At 54.8% G+C, this 15,304-nt stretch carries 21 protein-coding genes and 3 pseudogenes; 16 read left to right on the plus strand and 8 right to left on the minus strand.

What is annotated here, in order from left to right; all coding sequences use genetic code 11:
* Positions 1-190: 190 nt before the first annotated feature.
* Entirely contained in the window at positions 191-325 is a 135-nt protein-coding gene (locus LAQ74_RS20775) for a DUF8054 domain-containing protein (RefSeq protein ID WP_484494579.1), read from the minus strand.
* Here LAQ74_RS20775 and LAQ74_RS20780 point away from each other — a divergent pair.
* The 7 genes and pseudogenes from LAQ74_RS20780 to LAQ74_RS19205 all read left to right on the plus strand — a co-directional run.
* Positions 300-479, plus strand: a pseudogene (locus tag LAQ74_RS20780) (DUF8025 family protein); the annotation flags it as partial. The gene LAQ74_RS20775 and the pseudogene LAQ74_RS20780 overlap by 26 nt on opposite strands.
* A 105-nt stretch (positions 480-584) precedes the next feature.
* Complete coding sequence (locus LAQ74_RS19180) at positions 585-1,076, plus strand: DUF7995 family protein (protein ID WP_117595658.1); 492 nt, start codon at positions 585-587, stop codon at positions 1,074-1,076.
* 13 nt (positions 1,077-1,089) lie between these two features.
* On the plus strand, positions 1,090-1,455 hold the full coding sequence (locus LAQ74_RS19185) for a DUF7568 family protein (protein ID WP_117595659.1): 366 nt from the start codon (positions 1,090-1,092) through the stop codon (positions 1,453-1,455).
* Between the two features lie 163 nt (positions 1,456-1,618).
* A complete protein-coding gene (locus LAQ74_RS19190) occupies positions 1,619-2,026 on the plus strand; it encodes a DUF6166 domain-containing protein (protein ID WP_117595660.1) in 408 nt (135 codons plus the stop codon).
* Positions 2,027-2,136: 110 nt separating this feature from the next.
* Entirely contained in the window at positions 2,137-2,415 is a 279-nt protein-coding gene (locus tag LAQ74_RS19195; RefSeq protein ID WP_117595661.1) for a DUF7389 domain-containing protein, read from the plus strand.
* A gap of 40 nt (positions 2,416-2,455) precedes the next feature.
* Positions 2,456-3,115 (plus strand): helix-turn-helix domain-containing protein, encoded by a 660-nt coding sequence (locus LAQ74_RS19200; RefSeq protein ID WP_117595662.1) that lies wholly within the window; start codon positions 2,456-2,458, stop codon positions 3,113-3,115.
* Positions 3,116-3,496: 381 nt separating this feature from the next.
* The gene (locus tag LAQ74_RS19205) at positions 3,497-3,718 is read left to right on the plus strand and encodes a DUF8129 domain-containing protein (protein ID WP_117595663.1); all 222 of its coding nucleotides are present in this window, start codon (positions 3,497-3,499) and stop codon (positions 3,716-3,718) included.
* Positions 3,719-3,758: 40 nt separating this feature from the next.
* Here LAQ74_RS19205 and LAQ74_RS19210 read toward each other — a convergent pair whose 3' ends face one another.
* A complete protein-coding gene (locus LAQ74_RS19210; protein WP_198665771.1) occupies positions 3,759-4,985 on the minus strand; it encodes an MFS transporter in 1,227 nt (408 codons plus the stop codon).
* Between the two features lie 101 nt (positions 4,986-5,086).
* On the opposite strand from LAQ74_RS19210, the gene LAQ74_RS19215 reads away from it, so the two are divergent.
* The 7 genes from LAQ74_RS19215 to LAQ74_RS19245 all read left to right on the plus strand — a co-directional run bounded on the left by LAQ74_RS19215 (position 5,087) and on the right by LAQ74_RS19245 (position 9,901).
* Entirely contained in the window at positions 5,087-5,479 is a 393-nt protein-coding gene (locus tag LAQ74_RS19215) for a CopG family ribbon-helix-helix protein (RefSeq protein ID WP_117595664.1), read from the plus strand.
* 122 nt (positions 5,480-5,601) lie between these two features.
* On the plus strand, positions 5,602-5,865 hold the full coding sequence (locus tag LAQ74_RS19220) for a DUF7389 domain-containing protein (RefSeq protein WP_117595665.1): 264 nt from the start codon (positions 5,602-5,604) through the stop codon (positions 5,863-5,865).
* Positions 5,866-5,919: 54 nt separating this feature from the next.
* Positions 5,920-6,141, plus strand: coding sequence for a DUF8129 domain-containing protein (locus tag LAQ74_RS19225; RefSeq protein WP_224338098.1), 222 nt, complete (start codon positions 5,920-5,922; stop codon positions 6,139-6,141).
* 110 nt (positions 6,142-6,251) lie between these two features.
* Positions 6,252-6,551: a hypothetical protein gene (locus LAQ74_RS19230; RefSeq protein WP_224338100.1), complete on the plus strand. Its 300-nt coding sequence runs from the start codon at positions 6,252-6,254 to the stop codon at positions 6,549-6,551.
* Between the two features lie 106 nt (positions 6,552-6,657).
* Complete coding sequence (locus LAQ74_RS19235) at positions 6,658-7,671, plus strand: DUF6610 family protein (RefSeq protein WP_224338102.1); 1,014 nt, start codon at positions 6,658-6,660, stop codon at positions 7,669-7,671.
* A gap of 107 nt (positions 7,672-7,778) precedes the next feature.
* A complete protein-coding gene (locus tag LAQ74_RS19240; protein WP_224338104.1) occupies positions 7,779-8,705 on the plus strand; it encodes a M78 family metallopeptidase domain-containing protein in 927 nt (308 codons plus the stop codon).
* Between the two features lie 722 nt (positions 8,706-9,427).
* On the plus strand, positions 9,428-9,901 hold the full coding sequence (locus LAQ74_RS19245) for a DUF7992 family protein (protein WP_224338106.1): 474 nt from the start codon (positions 9,428-9,430) through the stop codon (positions 9,899-9,901).
* A 425-nt stretch (positions 9,902-10,326) separates the two neighbouring features.
* On the opposite strand, the gene LAQ74_RS19250 is transcribed toward LAQ74_RS19245, so the two are convergent.
* The gene (locus LAQ74_RS19250) at positions 10,327-11,106 is read right to left on the minus strand and encodes a sulfite exporter TauE/SafE family protein (protein ID WP_224338295.1); all 780 of its coding nucleotides are present in this window, start codon (positions 11,104-11,106) and stop codon (positions 10,327-10,329) included.
* A 311-nt stretch (positions 11,107-11,417) separates the two neighbouring features.
* Here LAQ74_RS19250 and LAQ74_RS19255 point away from each other — a divergent pair, with 311 nt between their 5' ends.
* Together LAQ74_RS19255 and LAQ74_RS19260 are read left to right on the plus strand one after the other, a co-directional pair.
* On the plus strand, positions 11,418-12,722 hold the full coding sequence (locus LAQ74_RS19255; RefSeq protein WP_224338108.1) for an acetamidase/formamidase family protein: 1,305 nt from the start codon (positions 11,418-11,420) through the stop codon (positions 12,720-12,722).
* Positions 12,723-12,764: 42 nt separating this feature from the next.
* Positions 12,765-12,911 (plus strand): annotated as a pseudogene (locus LAQ74_RS19260) (RNA-guided endonuclease InsQ/TnpB family protein); the annotation flags it as partial.
* Here LAQ74_RS19260 and LAQ74_RS19265 read toward each other — a convergent pair.
* The 5 genes and pseudogenes from LAQ74_RS19265 to LAQ74_RS19285 all read right to left on the minus strand — a co-directional run bounded on the left by LAQ74_RS19265 (position 12,894) and on the right by LAQ74_RS19285 (position 15,248).
* Complete coding sequence (locus LAQ74_RS19265; RefSeq protein ID WP_224338110.1) at positions 12,894-13,169, minus strand: ubiquitin-like small modifier protein 1; 276 nt, start codon at positions 13,167-13,169, stop codon at positions 12,894-12,896. The pseudogene LAQ74_RS19260 and the gene LAQ74_RS19265 overlap by 18 nt on opposite strands.
* Positions 13,170-13,406: 237 nt before the next feature.
* Positions 13,407-13,823, minus strand: coding sequence for a hypothetical protein (locus tag LAQ74_RS19270; RefSeq protein ID WP_224338112.1), 417 nt, complete (start codon positions 13,821-13,823; stop codon positions 13,407-13,409).
* Positions 13,824-13,992: 169 nt separating this feature from the next.
* Positions 13,993-14,233, minus strand: a pseudogene (locus tag LAQ74_RS19275) (IS6 family transposase); the annotation flags it as partial.
* Entirely contained in the window at positions 14,233-14,676 is a 444-nt protein-coding gene (locus tag LAQ74_RS19280) for a toxin-antitoxin system TumE family protein (protein WP_224338113.1), read from the minus strand. The pseudogene LAQ74_RS19275 and the gene LAQ74_RS19280, both read right to left, overlap by 1 nt.
* A complete protein-coding gene (locus tag LAQ74_RS19285) occupies positions 14,673-15,248 on the minus strand; it encodes a DUF7342 family protein (protein WP_224338115.1) in 576 nt (191 codons plus the stop codon). Before LAQ74_RS19285 ends, LAQ74_RS19280 begins: the two co-directional genes overlap by 4 nt.
* Positions 15,249-15,304 lie beyond the last annotated feature (56 nt).

Raw genomic sequence — 15,304 nt, forward strand, 5'->3', positions numbered from 1 at the left:
TCTGAAGCCGAATTCGATCCTGTTACTGTCGGAGGCTGGGGCGAGTCATGGATGCCTCCACATCCACTAATGACAACCAGTATTACCACCAGCACGGTAACACGTATAGAATTCATGTACTACCATCTGATACCTGAGTTAAGTATTTTTTTATCGTGTGATATGATATATGTGAAGCTTCTATACTGGCCTACCCAAGAGCTTCTTTGAATATTAAGGCATCGCAGCCTTCACATTGAACAAACGAAACATCTATCGAACTACAACAGGTTTCAACAACACTCGTCTTTACTTCGACGTCGCCCGTACACGATGGGCAGTGCACCTATTTCGGCCAACACGTCAAGCGACATCGCGCATATTACGCCGCCTACAACTCGGATACGTTCTCGGTTGAGTTCAAGGACAATTACGAGATCGGAGACTTGACGATCACCGCCATGAAGGAAGATTGCCAGTCGGAGTTCGAGAGCGCCTAGTCAGCGTCGTCAGTACTATTTTTTGAGCGCCGGCGATGGGTGCCGGCGCATCACGTAGCGAGGCAGTGTGCAGTCGCGTGCGTCGGCAGACGAAGGTGAAAACCGATGCACATAGTCATTTACACTCTGGTAGAGGCATCGACGCGAGACGACGCAGTGGCCACTGGTAAAGCAGTGTTCGATCGACTGATTGGGGCCGACCCACACGCTGGCGCCGTGTTTGACTACTACGTCACATTCGATCAAGAAGGCACGATGGTGGCAGGGAAAGCCCGTTGGGGCGACCTCCCAGTTGCAGCGCGCGTAGACTCTGACGAAGGTCAGGAACTCCTGGAGCGCGGTTGGGACGCGACGAAGAGCGAGTTCCAGCGGAACCTCAATCGAGTACGGGAGGCACTCGACGAACTCAGTGATGACGAAATAATGCGTGATGAGGATCTCGCCCGGCACGCCTTCCATCAAGTCGGTGCCTACGACGGCCCTTCGATCTTCTTGCACGACGAACACGGTTGCGGGATTCGCCACCGAAACCAGCTGGATCGCATCGTCGACGAGAGTGACGACCTCTGGATCGTTCCAGCGGACGTCCACTTCTAAGGAGGACTTCACCATGCCATCCATTCCTAACTGGACCCAAGAGAGCCGGACCCCGAGTCTTGAGTATCGAAATATGGAGACTGGAGCCCGAGCAGTCCTCCACCGCGCCCCGGACTCGTACGTTCACAAGTGGCGTGCGGCGATCCTCGTTGAAGGCTACCCAGTGTGGTCGCGGGGCGTCAAGACGAAAGAGGCCGATGCACTTCGTGATGGACTCCGAAAACGTCCAAATCCCCGCCTTATATGCCCTGAATGCCCGAATGACAACGTCGTCGTCTGCCAGAAGAGTGCTGACGGCGCCAAGGTACAACGGTGGTTCGAGTGTCGAGAATGCGGCTTCGAAAGCCGCTCGGCGATCGTCTACGGCGCCGAACGCTGAGATTCTTCCGCGAGTACAGCATCCACCGAGCACGGATTAACCAACGTATAGTCGGTGGTGTTGGTTAGCTCGTTCAAGGGCAACTGCAACTCAGGGACTGCAACAAGTTTTTCACCCCCTGAGGGGTGCGGGGGTGCTCGAACGAGTACCTTCGAACAGACCCATGAGTAGAACTATCAACTCACAGTCGCTCCAACAGAGAAGCCAGAGAAGTGACCGCGATATCGTCTACGTCGGCTACCGACAGCGAGGGCGTGCCGTCGTGGAGAAGCTACCTAAACAGGAACGCCTCACTCCAGACCGAAGCCTCAAGCTGGTAAACCACAGTCCCTCGGGGTTCGAATGGGGATACAGTGGGAGTGGGCCAGCGCAGCTCGCACTCGCGCTCCTGCTCGACTACACCGAGGACGAAGAATTTGCGCTAACGCACTACACCCAGTTCAAGAACGAAATTGTGAGTCAACTGGAGTGCGCCGGTCCCACAGAGCGTTGGCGACTCACCGGTAGCGAGATTGAGTCCGCCCTTGGTGTGACCGGCCCAGAGGTTCTCCCAGCGTCTGCAGGACAGTGAAATTGCCTGTTACAGCTGCACGGATAACCCAAGGACGGCGTCTGATAGAATCGTGTTTTTTGCCCTCGGGAGGGGCGCGAGGACCTTCCAATAGTCCTCGTGGGAATATAATGTCTGACTCGAAGCAACCAGCCACTGACTCGGCAGAATCGGCAATGAACGGAGATCAAACGGAGCGAACAGAGCACGTCAAACGCACTGATGTTGGTGTCTCGCTGACCGTGAAACTCAAACGCGGAACCGGGACCCGAGATGAAGACCAGATCAAAGCCAAGGTGAAGGCGAAAACGCTGGAAGACGCCCGCAATGATATGGAGACACTTCGCGAGTACATCCACGACCTCGCCGAAGACGCTCGCCAAATCCAGCCAGCAGACCCACACGAATAGTACTTCTTTAGAGCGTTGCACATAATTGTGCAACTATAGGATGTACGTAGTGTGCGGTGAGAAGGAACTCAAGGTCATCCTTGCACTCGACTCAGGTGATTCCATCTCCGGTGTCGCACGGAAGATCGACGAGAACCGGGAGACGATTCGGCGCGTCGTGAACCGTATCGAGGAAGCGGGATACGTCGAATACGATGACGGCCTCCAGGTCGTCGACCAGACAATTCGGGACGCCGGTCTCGAGTTCCTGACGGCCTCAGCAGTCATCTCGCCGCCATCTATCCCGGAAGCGTACGTCATCCCGCAGTTCGCAGGGATGGAGTATGCTTACACCGGCATCGATGCGGTCTATGTCTGGACTCGCGGTGGCTACCAGGTCGCTCGCGACCCAGAGGACTATTCGCTGTTCATCGCCGTCCACGAGTCCGACCTCGACGCCTGGGTGGCGTTCTTCGACCGGTTTGGAATCCCGACTGCAGAGGAGCGCCAGCCCGCTGACGACCTCGATGGACCGATACAGGTGGTCCTCGAGCCGGAGGCACAGATCGAGGCCGAGATGGTCGACGGACGGCCCGTTATCTCCCTCCAAGAAACCGTAGCATTCGCAAACGAGCACTACGCGCACTTCCAGTCAGCACTCGACATGCTCGACCGTATGTATGACGACGTTAACATTGACGCGAACTACTGTCCAAACTAACCTAGACTGCCAACAGAGTATCCACAGACGGTTAGGTCATTGCAGAGCAATTGTGTAGACATGGCTAGGGATCTCACCGAACAGGTCCAAGAAATCGCGGAAGCGCGAGGTATCCCCGAATCGGAGATCCTCGAATAGGTGCTGGAACACGGTGTCGAAGACCTCATCCTCTCACGGTACGTGAACGACGAAATCGACCGAGAAACGGCGATTGAACTCGTTGGACGTGACCGCGTCAGGCGTGCAGAACGTGAACTGCAGGCAGTCGAAGACGATGTTTGGTGGGGTCTGAATGCGTGACGTGCAACTGATAGCCGGTCACGGAAGCAGGTCAACCTATAGCCGTTTTTTCTCGCCTCAAAAGCGCGGAGGCGAACATCAGTGAGTAAGTCATCAGATCAATCTGTAGAATCGGGCGGTCTTACGCCAAAACAGCGTCTCGAGCCACCAAACACTCGACTCATCAACGCCGGTATCATGACGATCCACGACATGGAGACACTACGAGCCTGCGTTGCCTACGAGAATGCGAATCGGGGACGTGTTCAGATCCTTCGTCGGCTCAAACAACAAGCCGACGAAATCCGCTCACAAGAGGAATAATCCAGCATTCAACCTTCGTTTTTCGAAGCCTCCGGTAATGTCATTGTTCGGTTACAGGGAGTTCCCACGAAAGAATTACTCCAGAACCAACGATGAGGACAACTCCTCCGACAGCTAGCGCAAACAGTGGAGACACATAGTCCGAGAGAACACCGCTTCCAAGTTGAAATGGAATGACGGCTAAGCCGCTGACCATCGCCATAGCGCTCAACACAGTTGCGCGTCCGAGCGTTTCGATTCGGTTATTAACGTACTGTCCAGCGAACGACCGTGTGACGTCCGAGAGCCCTCGAGCGACGAGGAAGGTCGGCAGCGCAAGTATCGGAACGAAATACATCCCGACCAGTGCTGCACCGACGATGAATGGCAGGATGATGAACCACGTCTGGATACCGATGAAGTCCTTGATCGCACCGGTATAGTAGCTGAGTACCGCGCCGACGAGACTGTACGCTGCGTAGAACCATCCCAGAAGTGATTCGACTTGTTCAGGGGAGACCCCTAAATCGACAACGACGGTCTGGAATATTGGTTGGAGAAAAACGAATACGAGGTACGTCACAGCGGCGTAGAGGACGTAATAATAGAGAATGAATGCCCTGAGATTCCGCTCGGAAAGCGCCTCCTTGACGATACCAACGGTTCGGCGGAAGCTCAACTCGTCCGTGTCTGTCTTTTTGTACGTTTCAGGTTCGTCTAGTGTGAGCAGTACCACGGCGCCGAACCCAGTAACTGCAGCTGCGACGAACCACGGGTACGAGAGATCGATACTCCCGAGATACCCGCCAACAATGGCTGCACCAGCACCAACCGCGAGCGCTGCAGATTCTCCTCGCCCTCGTACGTGTGCGAACTCGTCTTCCGAAAGGTCGTCTGTGAGCGTGTCGTATAACCACGCATCCTCACTCCCGGATCTAAAGTTGTACCCCGCAGACCAGCAGACATAGAGAACCGCCAACGCGAAAAACGACTCAGAAAGGCCAATCCCCAGAAGCGTTACCGCGATCAGCACCGTCCCGATAAGGAGGCTGTTCCGTCGACCAACGCGGTCCCCGATGTACCCCGTCGGTATTTCACCGACCAATGTTGTTAGATTATATATCGCTTCGAGGACGGCGATTTGCGTGAAGCTGAGTCCCTGTGCCAGGAAGAAGAGATACATAATCGGCCGGTAGAATTCGACCGCTTTGGTGGACTTGTAGAGATAGTATTTGATGATACTCCCACGTGCTGATTCTTTCCAGATAGACCCAGAGAGACGACCCATTATTCGGACATCGATAAGAGAGACTCAATTACGTTCCGTTATTTTGATTCTGAGGAATCGTAATAACAGGGTCCTAAGTAGCTCTCAACGGAAGGTCGCATATGCGAACGAGCCTCAACGTTCCACAGGAGGTACTCGATTCTTTCGACGAGACGTGGAACTCCGAGGGGATGGAGTCACGGTCACGAGCAGTCCGTGAAGCGATGCAAGAATACATCGAGCGCCACACTCGGTTAGAAGAGATTGAAGGAGAAGCTGTTGCGGCAATAGCGTTCGACTACGAACACACACTTGTCATCGGAGAACTCCATACAATTCAACACGAGTTCGAGGACATCATTGGAACGACTCAACACATGCATCACGGGGACTGGTGTCTGGAGACCATTTTTTGTACTGGTCCCGCAAATCGGATTCGTGAGTTAGTGTATCAGCTCCGGGATTTCGATGCTGTTGGGCGTGTGAACGTCATGTTCCTCCAGCCGGTAGCCTGAGTCTGTGGAACTGACTCGATTCGCCGATTGAATAGGCTGGCTTTCAAGGAGTCGATAGATTCGCAGGGGATTTTTCAACCCCCAAAGGGGTCCGGGGGACAGAGACCCCACGCAGTGAAGCAATGACTGACGACAACCCAACAGCGACAAAGCCGAATCGAGAGGAAGCAACCCAGACGGAATACGTCGAGCGCAGCGACGTTGGTGTCTCATTGACGGTGAAGCTGAAACGTGGAACGGCGACGAGAGACCAGGACGAGCTGACGGCTAAAGTCAAGGCACGAACGCTTGCAGAGGCCCGCGAAGACATGGACACGCTGCGAGCGTATCTGCACGATCTCGCTGAGGACGTTCGGCAAATTCAGCCCGACAGGAAGGCAAAGTAGGGCGCTCAAAGAGCTGGTTTTTCGCGCCTCCAGAATGGCTGGAGGCGAAACTTAATGAGTAACGACTCAGCTGAGTCAACGGCAGCGACCGGCCTGACACTGGAGCAGCGTCTCGAAGCACCGACCACGCACCTCATCGATGCGGGCATCGCGACCATTCACGATATGACGACGCTTCGAGCCTGTGTCGCCTACGAGAATACGAATCAACAGCGTGCACAGATTCTCCGACGGCTCGAACACAGGGCTCAGGAGATTCAGACACAAGAGGAGTGAATCGGGCTCAGTAGTCAGCAGAGTAATTGTCCGCGTCTGTGGATAGGTCCTCTGAGGTCTCGGTTCCGCAAGACATTTTTGAGCCTCAGAGGGCTGGAGGCTCGATTCAAATGAGCAACCGACTAGACATCTCAGTGCATCGGCAGACAGCCTTTGGTGACGATGGTCAACTCGAAGTGACCGAAACGAGCGTCGAAACCTCGATCGAAGACTTCGGCGCAGAAGTCGACCATCGCGACCGCGAGTCACGACTCGACCAACCAGCGGCGAGCGAGTTCGGCGTCGACGACCGACCGGAAGTGGCCCGTGCATCTGAGGGCGACCAGTCGGCGCTTTTCGCAGATTTCGACGAGAACCAGCAGACGCTCGCCGGCAACGAGGCAGCCGCTCGCTGCTTGTTTGAGGAGTAACCAACAGAGTGGGACCGATTCCGGTCTTGTTGGGTAATGCATCCCACAGTAGTGTTTTTCCGCCCCTGAGAGCTGCGGGGCGGCAGAGTCCCGCAGGAGACTCCCTGTGTCCATTCACGACTTCTCTAGAGCAACCAGCGACAGCGCGACAAACACCTACGCCGACGCTCGACAGGCGGAGTATGTGGCATTTCTCCATCGCGTCCCATTTGCCATCGACGCGTTGAACCTCGGCTTCCTTACCGGCTTTCGAGAGGACTGCAGCTACCAACAACAGCAGTTCCTCAATCTCGACCTACCAGTCGGCATGCTCGACAACGACTTCAAAAATCCAGATCTCGACCGCTACACGGAGCGAGTTCTGAAACACGAACCCGACGTCGGTATCATCGGTGATGCCTACGATAGTGCAGAGGCCCAGTCGTACGTTCGGGCAGTGCGAGACCTCCAAGAGCAGGTTCCCAAAACGGAGTTTGTCATCGTCCCAAAATGCAAAGCGGCACTTGAGGAGATACCAGACGACATCGTCGTCGGCTACTCCCGTGGTTACGCGGATATTCTGGCACACGAGTTCTCAGATCCAGTGGATTGGCGAGGCCGTCGAGTCCACATCCTCGGAGGTAGTCCACCCAAACAACTCACTGTCGTCGACCAGTTGACGCAACCGACGCTGACAGGCGACCCACCAGCCGACATCGTCGGCCTCGATTGGAACGGACTCCATCGCGGTGCGCAGTTCGGCGAATTCTGGACGGATAGAGGGTGGGACGACAGCGGTCGCGATGCCGACCACCTGACGGTTCGAGCAACGGTCCGCCACGGGCTTGGCCATGTCCGTTCGTTTTGGGAGAATCAAGGCGTCTGGCCGGAGAAACCGACTGGGTGTAATAACCAGACACAGTATCAACCTCCGACACCGGCCGACCTTCACTCATCGGCCTGCGTCGAGTGTGAAGACGACGTCTGGACGGGGTCGCGTGGCCCATTCGTCGCGGAGTACGATACTGGAGAGATTTGTGGGTACTGCTGTTACGATTGTTACTTCACGCACCGCACTCGGAACCACCTCGAGGAGGTCATGGGCGAGGCCAGTGTCTACATCCCGCCCGCGATGCACTAGCACGTTCACACACGGATTTTTCCGACTGATTCCATTTGCTCGGAAGAGTTTTTCTGTCCCCGAAGGGTGCGGGGCATTCCAAACCTGGAGTGCTCGCGAGACAACTCATGGCGAGTAGTGACTACGCAGCGGTGTCGTTCGACGATTCCGACACCCGACGTGACGAGATGCACAGTACCATCGAGCAGTGGATCAACGACCTTGTCGACTCCGTCGACGACGCGCAAGCGAGTGCAGAGTTTCAGGCGTGGCTTGACGTCCAACGGCAGTTCCACGATTACTCCTACCGAAACACGCTGCTCATCAAACAGCAGTGTCCTGAAGCGAGTCATGTCGCCGGATATCGAACGTGGCAAGACGAGTTCGACCGCCACGTCGAGGAAGGTGAACAGGCTATCTGGATTTGGGCACCCATCATCACGAAGCGATGTCCCGAGTGTGCAAACTCGCCGAGTTACCACGCCAACACTGACTGTGAGTACGACGCGACGCCACCCGAGGAGTGGTCGAGAGGGCTCGTCGGGTTCAAACCAGCTCCTGTCTTCGATGTATCTCAGACGGAAGGAGAACCGCTTCCCGAACTGGAGACGGCGGCGACGGGCGACGACAACGACCTGGTGCCAGCGCTCAAAGATGCAGCTGATGAACTCGGTGTGACGGTTCGCATCGTAGATGCCGACGACTGGGAACATGGCGACGCGAAAGGGGTCTGTAAGTATCGGGGCCTACATGACTTCCAGCCAGTCGTCGAGGCGAGGGCTCGGTCGAACCAAGCAGATCTCGCGGTCACGCTGATTCACGAATACGCCCACGCGCTGCTCCACTTCGATATCGACGATGAACCCGAACGGGCAAAACGCGAGGTCGAAGCGGAAGCTGTCGCGTACATCGTCGGTCGATATTTCGGACTCGACACGAGTGGTTCTGCGTTCTATCTCGCTGCGTGGCAGGGCGATGACTCGGAGGCGATTCAAGAGCGCCTCGGTCGAATCAGTTCCACCGCTCAGGAGATCATTGGGTTACTCGTGGAATAACGATTCGCACAACCTCTGGAGCATCGATTACAGTCGGCTCCATTGGAATTTTCAGAATCTGATAGAAACGGCGTGCTGAATAGAGAGAATGTATTCAGCAAAAGGGTGTCATTCGTTTCACTCCCTTAGTGGTGGAACAACCGTTAGGTAGGTCTGCGGACTTCATGACCACAAAGATTATTCTAAATGTCACTTATCTCCGAGTATGCCCACAACGGGGTTCCTTCTCTTCTGGGTGCCAATTGCGTTCGTATTCATCGTCGTTGCTTCGTTCACGGGCACTATACTTGCTCTCCAAGTCTACTATGGCAACAGAACTCTGTCTCTCACAGAATTTACGAAGCGATTCAACAACGACAGGAGATAATTACATTTTCTACACTGAGCTATTCAGGTAGCATGCATCAAGTGCCGAGCCAGTGACCGAGACGCGCACTGTATGTAACACCGAGGTCGAAAAAGCTGCGTGACCGACTCGCGCACTCTATTCAGCAGCACCTCTACGAACTGCCAAGGTTCAATCAGAAACACCATGCGAGATACAGAGGGTGTAATCAGCACGATAACGCCTTTCTATTTAGTGAACTAATTTCTGTCTGTCGAGTATAGCGCGCTGAAAACGGAGTATCTATCCAGGAACGGGCTGCTCTGTCAAGAGAGCATCTCGTCTCTCATTGGGAATTGATATGGGGCTTTATTATTTTGCCAGTGAAATCAGTGGTATGACGCTTGATGTAGAGGTTCCGGAATCACCGGACCTCTCGAACCGAGGGATGCCACGCGAGTTTGAGTGGCAGGAAGAAACGCTCGGATCAGAGGACTTCTACCGCGAGGATATCGAAGATCTACTTCAGGAGGGTGCGTGGAAGGAGGGATTCAACGAGTGGACCGAGTACACGAATCTCGACGAAGAGCAGGTCCAAATCGTCAGCGACCTTGGCCTGTTCCAGGCGTTCGACTTCTACTGGGACCCAACCGAAGATCGTCTTCGCTTCGATGCCCCGACGATTCCGGACGACTGGCGGGAGCAAGACGCGACCGAATCACTCGATTCGAGTGCGGTTTCGATGATTGATGCCGCGTTAGATGATCTCGGCCGAGCTATGCAGGAGGTACTGGAGAACTACCTTGAACGGAACGACGAAGCGTCCGATTATGGTTGGGGTGAGGAGACCTACGGAAAACGCGGAGAGTGACCCCAGTGTGGTTTCTCGCTGCCGCGACCCATAGATACCAATAGAAGCCACGTTTGACGCGCATGATTGCACGATTGAGGTCCATCTCGGGAATCGGCGCAGCTGGCGAAGAAAAACGAAAGTCTCCTTCTCTCTACTGAGTGGTATGTCATCTGTGTCTCCACTTCGTCCCCTCATAGCAGGACAATTGCTCGGTAACCGATACGCGATGTGTATTCAACACGCTCGCTGAAACCTATCACCGACTGAGGATTTCACCAAGGCCAATCATCTTTATCTGACAATATCTTTCTGTGCGAGAAAGCCTATAACTGGAGATCAACAACGCCGGTGTATGTCTAGTTGGCTCTGTTGAAATCCTCTACTTTAGACATTCAAACACGCGAAACAACTGCTCATCTACGTGCGTATTGAGCAGATGTTGACTACAGTGCAAGATAGGGTCCGACGACGATGAGTACAATACCTGATACCACTTTTAACCTCGCAGGGTTAATCAGGTGAGCCACCTTCCACCCGGCGACAACGCCTGCGAGTAATGGGAGGCCAACTAACACTGCGAGTGGCACCGACACGTTGCCTTGGATGAGGTATCCTGTGGTTGCAAACGCTGCAATGAAGATTGATTGTACCTGAGCGACAGCAAGAGCCAGCAACATTGGGACACCAATTAGGATCAGTGCCGGAACTGCGATCACAGGGCCCCCGACACCTAATAAACCGCTGGTGACTCCGAGAGCGAATCCTAAGACGCCGAGGACGACCTGTCCCTCTCGTCTTGCTACATTTAGCTGGTATAATGGACTGAGATCACGCCGTTCACGATAGACAATAGTGATACCAGTCGCCATCGCAACGATACCCAATAGGAGTCCGAAGATCGTTCTCGGAACGAAGGAGTTCACGTATGCACCGATGAGGGCCCCAATAATACACGAGAGACTGAGTATAAGCGCCATCGCGCGCGCTTCGCCGGTTTTCAGCTCCCCAGAGTGAACATATGCAGCACTTCCGACTATACCAGTCGCGATAAATGTCGCATGTGCAGTTCCCGCGACTGTACCCGACGAAACAGGTGTAAGCGAATATAATGCAATCGTCACAAAAATACCCCCTGGGCCAATTGTCGTAATGCCGATGCCAGAGAGGAATGCGATTACCATTAGCACGATGATGAGCGGGAAACCAATTGCAAAATCGAACATCCTATCCAACCCGTTTTTTTGATACGATATAGTCTCTGCGAACATAATAACAGGGAGATACAAAATTGCTTGATTATCACGGACGATCTGTCCGGTCTTTTCGGCGGTGGCAGCAAGAAACGTGCGTGGTTGCCCACCAAGCAGAACTTGGTAGATAATTAGCTTGTGCGGTGGGGGGCGCTAAGGCCCCTTCCTCCGCGAGTGCCGGGCAGGGGAGTTCGCAAACCTAAGCACTCTCTATCCTCTATAGAACCGGAAGTCTGTGCAGTGCTACACAATCACTATGTTGCTCTCCGTTCGAGTTACAACCAATGTCTGAACAGATCCACGACGTACTCGAAGTAGACGAATTCACACTTGGACTTGTTGGCCCTGAACAGGAATCAGGAGGCACTGTCACTGACGGCGGAACTGTGAAAACGCACACTCCAGCCGGATGCTGGGGTCCTATGATTACACCACAGTTCCGCGGCGGACACGAAGTCACGCGCCCAATCTACATTGAGAACGCCGAACCTGGCGATGCCCTGGTCGTCCGAATCAAGGATGTCGAAGTAACGAGCATTGCCACAAGTACCGGGAGCATGGCAGAACGGGCGGATGCATTTGGTGATGATCCCTTCGTTGACCACCGCTGCCCAGAATGTGGAACGGAATGGCCGAAAACAGTTGTTGAAGGAACCGGTGAAGGCGCAATTCGATGTGCAGAATGCGGGGCGAATGCCTCCTCATTCGGCTTCGAATATGGATACACCGTCGTCTTCGATGACGACAAAACAGTCGGTATTACGGTCGGCGAAGACGGTGCCCACGACCTCGCTACACGAGCAGACGAAGCACTCGCACTCCCCGAGAACTCACGACAGCACCCAATCTTGCTGTACGAACCTGATGAGGTTCCGGGTACACTTGGGCGGCTCCGACCATTCATCGGCAACATCGGCACGACACCCGCAATCGAACTTCCAGACTCGCACAACGCTGGAGACTTCGGGCAATTTCTCATCGGTGCCGAACACGACTGGGGGCTTCCAGATGAAGACGCACTTGAAGCACGTACTGACGGCCACCTCGACTCGAACGACGTCCGGCCAGGGGCGACCCTCATCTGTCCAGTCCGTGTCGACGGAGCCGGTCTCTACGTCGGTGACCTCCACGCAAATCAGGGTGATGGTGAACTCTCGTTACACACGACTGACGTGAGTGGGAAGACCGAACTCGAAGTCGAGGTTATCAAAGGACTCGAATTGGATGGCCCGCTTCTCCTGCCAAACGAGGAAGACCTGCCTCACATTGCAAAACCATACACTGACAGTGAGCGTGAGGCTGGAGATGAACTTGCATCTGAATACAGTGTGGACTCCGTACACGATGCTGGCCCCATCCAAGTTATTGGGTCAGGTGCAACGATTAATGACGCCACACAGAACGCGTTCGACAGAGCGAGCGCATTACTCGATATGACTGAAGGTGAGGTCCGTGCACGCTGTACATTCACCGGAGGTGTTGAAATCGCTCGACTTCCGGGTGTGGTTCAACTGTCGATGCTCGTCCCGATGGAGAAACTCGAAGAAGTTGGGCTAGCAGAGACGGTCAAGAGCCAGTACAACCTCTAGTTCACACAGATGCAAGGAGGAAGCCCATCCCTTTAGGGGTGGCAGACGTCTTCGAGTGAAGGCACACCCTGTCAGTGTGTGCTGCCGTCAGGGACGCTGAACCTGAACAGCGAGTTCCGCGCCTACTCCGTAACGGAGGCAGAAGGGGAGTCCACTGACAAGCCCATGACTTCAGTCGTGGGTCACTGACCCACCTCGCATTGCAGGGAACAATTTCATTGTCGCATCAGACGAAAGGGTATCGTTGAGCGAGACTCGTTCGTCTTCAATCAAGATACGGACACTTGGACGAATTTTGTCTTCCTCGTCGACAAGTTGTGATGCAGTGCGTGGATACGTCGAGACGAATGACTCGACGGCATCTTGTACTGAATTGCCGTCCACTGTGAGTTCAATCGTCTTTTCACCAGTTACAGACCGGAGCGGACCGTACACGAGTACCTTCATAGCTCAATAGCAGAGTTGAACAGATTAGGTTCTTTGGTGCGTACTTCTGGAGGAGGTTACTCGACGCGGTCTCTTTGCGTATCCCGTTCTACGCGAATTTTATCGTATAGTGTCGTGACATGCCTTCCTTCCTCGAAAAGAGTAGTCGACCGGTTTCTTCGCTGAGCGTAATTGTCGTCACCACTTCGGGCCGTTTTGAGACGTGGGTTTTGGTCGCCCGGCTGTGGTGGTCGCAGTTCATTGCCGCTCGGTTTGTTCGTCCCACCGCTTCTTATCCAACCACTTCGAGAGTTCGTCTCGTTCGGCCGTCTCGCCCTCGAGCGCCTCGTACTCGGCTTCCGCACGGTCGAGAAGCGTCTGTTCAACGTCGGGGTCCGTTGACCCACCGACGTAGTCAGCCCACGACGGGAACTCGGTGTCGACGGCGCGATCTATCGCCCGGAGAATGCGTTGATGCTCGATATCTGAGCGTCCAAGTTCTTCGAGTACGAGCAGCGAGAGATCACGGGCGTCCGCAAGAACACGTTGGGTATCGTCGGCCGTGACTCGTCCGTCGTCGCCTCTCTCGGTGTGGTCGACAATCGCGTTGGCGAGCGAACGGATTGCTTCACGTTCGGGTTGGTCTATCGGGTCGTCTGTTTCGTGTGCGGTCATGCGGAGAGTTCTCCAAAAGTTGTTTTCTCTGCGGATTCTGCGCAGAGTCGGTTCAGTTCGTGTCGTGTCTTGGCGTCGTCAAAGTCGATGTTCGCGAGTTCGTCCAAGAGCATACTCGCAACTGTCGCTCAATGTGGCTTAAACGTACGCGTCGGGCGTATAGTCGTGTTTAGTTTGGAGCATTGAGCCAGCCAGCAAATGCTTGGAGCACTTTTCGGCGGTTTGCGGCTCACCGTGGTTGAAGCAATTTGAGAAGGAAAAAGTGCGGTGCTTGAGCTCTCAAAAATTCGTTCGATGGCGTTCAGATTTTCAGTTCGTTCAGTTTGAAATCGGAGTCCAGCTCTGGCCAGCGCAGTTTGGAGGTGTTGAGCACCATCGACCAGAAACACAGCAAATTCGACATCGTGTTCTACTCCTCCCAGAAGGCACGCTGTCTGTCTTCGATCTCTGAAAGGACCATCGAGAGGACATCTCGCCAGTCCGCCGGATGTGACGTGTCGTCACCGGGTGTCGGTGCGTCAGGCCCTGGATGGACGTGGTCACGGGTGTTGTGACCGGACGGGTGTCTGTCCCATCGGTGATCGAACTCGCCGCTTTCGTGTTCCTCGTGGTAGTGTAGAGAGAAGTCTCCGTTTTCGAACCAGACTACTTCCAGGCGAGCAGCACGAACTCGTTCCGGGTAGAACCGTTGATCATACACGCACACTAGACGCTCCGGGGCAAACGCCGGCTGATCAGCGATTCGTTTGAAACGGTCATCAGCCGCGAAGCGCTCTCGGATGGTGTCAAGTCGGTCGAAATCAATCGGCGCACCGTGAAACGGGTCTGACGTGTTCTCGTCTCCGCCACTCATACCGCGGACTGTAGATCAGCGCCGTCACCGGACTCAGTCGTGAGCGCTCGTTCGAGGAGCGCCACCCGACGACGGGCTGTTTGCCACGCAGAGAGGCGTTCCCAGACTTCCTCAATGGTTCGGTCAGTCTCGCTCGCATAGCGTGAAATCGAGATTTCGTCCGGTGATTTGACGTTGAATTCCCTCTCCAGCGTCTCTTCGCGCTTTGATTCCGTCTTCAGAAGGTCGAGAAGCTCTTCAGTGGCGTACTCCTGCCGGAGTTTCTGGACCCGTCGCCAGCTCAGGTACTCCTGGTTACGTTCGTAGGTGGCTGGTGATTCCGTGACCTGAGTCACGATCCCCATCCGTTCGAACCAGTCCAAGTACTCGCGTGCGGCATCGACACCGTGACCCGCGAGCTCGGCGACGTCGGTCGCCGTCGCTGGACTGTCGAGCGCGAGGACGGCGTCGAAGAAATCATCCCGCGTTCGGTCGCCACGCACCAAGTCCTCCAAGGGAGTCAACGCATCGAAGTCGGGTGCCTCAGCACGCTCGTCGGCGTCGACCTTCAGTTCGTCGCGCGGTTCGTCCATACTCGCTTTCTCGGTATGGAGCGGAATAAATCTTGGCTTCACGTAATAATCCGCTA

The sequence above is a fragment of the Haloprofundus halobius genome (assembly GCF_020097835.1).
Taxonomy (GTDB): domain Archaea; phylum Halobacteriota; class Halobacteria; order Halobacteriales; family Haloferacaceae; genus Haloprofundus; species Haloprofundus halobius.

What these genes read in the sequence shown, in the direction of transcription:
- LAQ74_RS19195 (WP_117595661.1), top strand. Translation starts at nt 2,137, where the DNA reads ATGTCTGACTCGAAGCAACCAGCCACTGACTCGGCAGAATCGGCAATG.
- LAQ74_RS19250 (WP_224338295.1), bottom strand. Translation starts at nt 11,106, where the DNA reads ATGTTCGATTTTGCAATTGGTTTCCCGCTCATCATCGTGCTAATGGTA.
- LAQ74_RS19215 (WP_117595664.1), top strand. Translation starts at nt 5,087, where the DNA reads ATGCGAACGAGCCTCAACGTTCCACAGGAGGTACTCGATTCTTTCGAC.
- LAQ74_RS19255 (WP_224338108.1), top strand. Translation starts at nt 11,418, where the DNA reads ATGTCTGAACAGATCCACGACGTACTCGAAGTAGACGAATTCACACTT.
- LAQ74_RS19245 (WP_224338106.1), top strand. Translation starts at nt 9,428, where the DNA reads ATGACGCTTGATGTAGAGGTTCCGGAATCACCGGACCTCTCGAACCGA.
- LAQ74_RS19280 (WP_224338113.1), bottom strand. Translation starts at nt 14,676, where the DNA reads ATGAGTGGCGGAGACGAGAACACGTCAGACCCGTTTCACGGTGCGCCG.
- LAQ74_RS19265 (WP_224338110.1), bottom strand. Translation starts at nt 13,169, where the DNA reads ATGAAGGTACTCGTGTACGGTCCGCTCCGGTCTGTAACTGGTGAAAAG.
- LAQ74_RS19230 (WP_224338100.1), top strand. Translation starts at nt 6,252, where the DNA reads ATGAGCAACCGACTAGACATCTCAGTGCATCGGCAGACAGCCTTTGGT.
- LAQ74_RS19285 (WP_224338115.1), bottom strand. Translation starts at nt 15,248, where the DNA reads ATGGACGAACCGCGCGACGAACTGAAGGTCGACGCCGACGAGCGTGCT.
- LAQ74_RS19270 (WP_224338112.1), bottom strand. Translation starts at nt 13,823, where the DNA reads ATGACCGCACACGAAACAGACGACCCGATAGACCAACCCGAACGTGAA.
- LAQ74_RS19185 (WP_117595659.1), top strand. Translation starts at nt 1,090, where the DNA reads ATGCCATCCATTCCTAACTGGACCCAAGAGAGCCGGACCCCGAGTCTT.
- LAQ74_RS19190 (WP_117595660.1), top strand. Translation starts at nt 1,619, where the DNA reads ATGAGTAGAACTATCAACTCACAGTCGCTCCAACAGAGAAGCCAGAGA.
- LAQ74_RS19220 (WP_117595665.1), top strand. Translation starts at nt 5,602, where the DNA reads ATGACTGACGACAACCCAACAGCGACAAAGCCGAATCGAGAGGAAGCA.
- LAQ74_RS19225 (WP_224338098.1), top strand. Translation starts at nt 5,920, where the DNA reads ATGAGTAACGACTCAGCTGAGTCAACGGCAGCGACCGGCCTGACACTG.
- LAQ74_RS19200 (WP_117595662.1), top strand. Translation starts at nt 2,456, where the DNA reads ATGTACGTAGTGTGCGGTGAGAAGGAACTCAAGGTCATCCTTGCACTC.
- LAQ74_RS19240 (WP_224338104.1), top strand. Translation starts at nt 7,779, where the DNA reads ATGGCGAGTAGTGACTACGCAGCGGTGTCGTTCGACGATTCCGACACC.
- LAQ74_RS19210 (WP_198665771.1), bottom strand. Translation starts at nt 4,985, where the DNA reads ATGGGTCGTCTCTCTGGGTCTATCTGGAAAGAATCAGCACGTGGGAGT.
- LAQ74_RS19180 (WP_117595658.1), top strand. Translation starts at nt 585, where the DNA reads ATGCACATAGTCATTTACACTCTGGTAGAGGCATCGACGCGAGACGAC.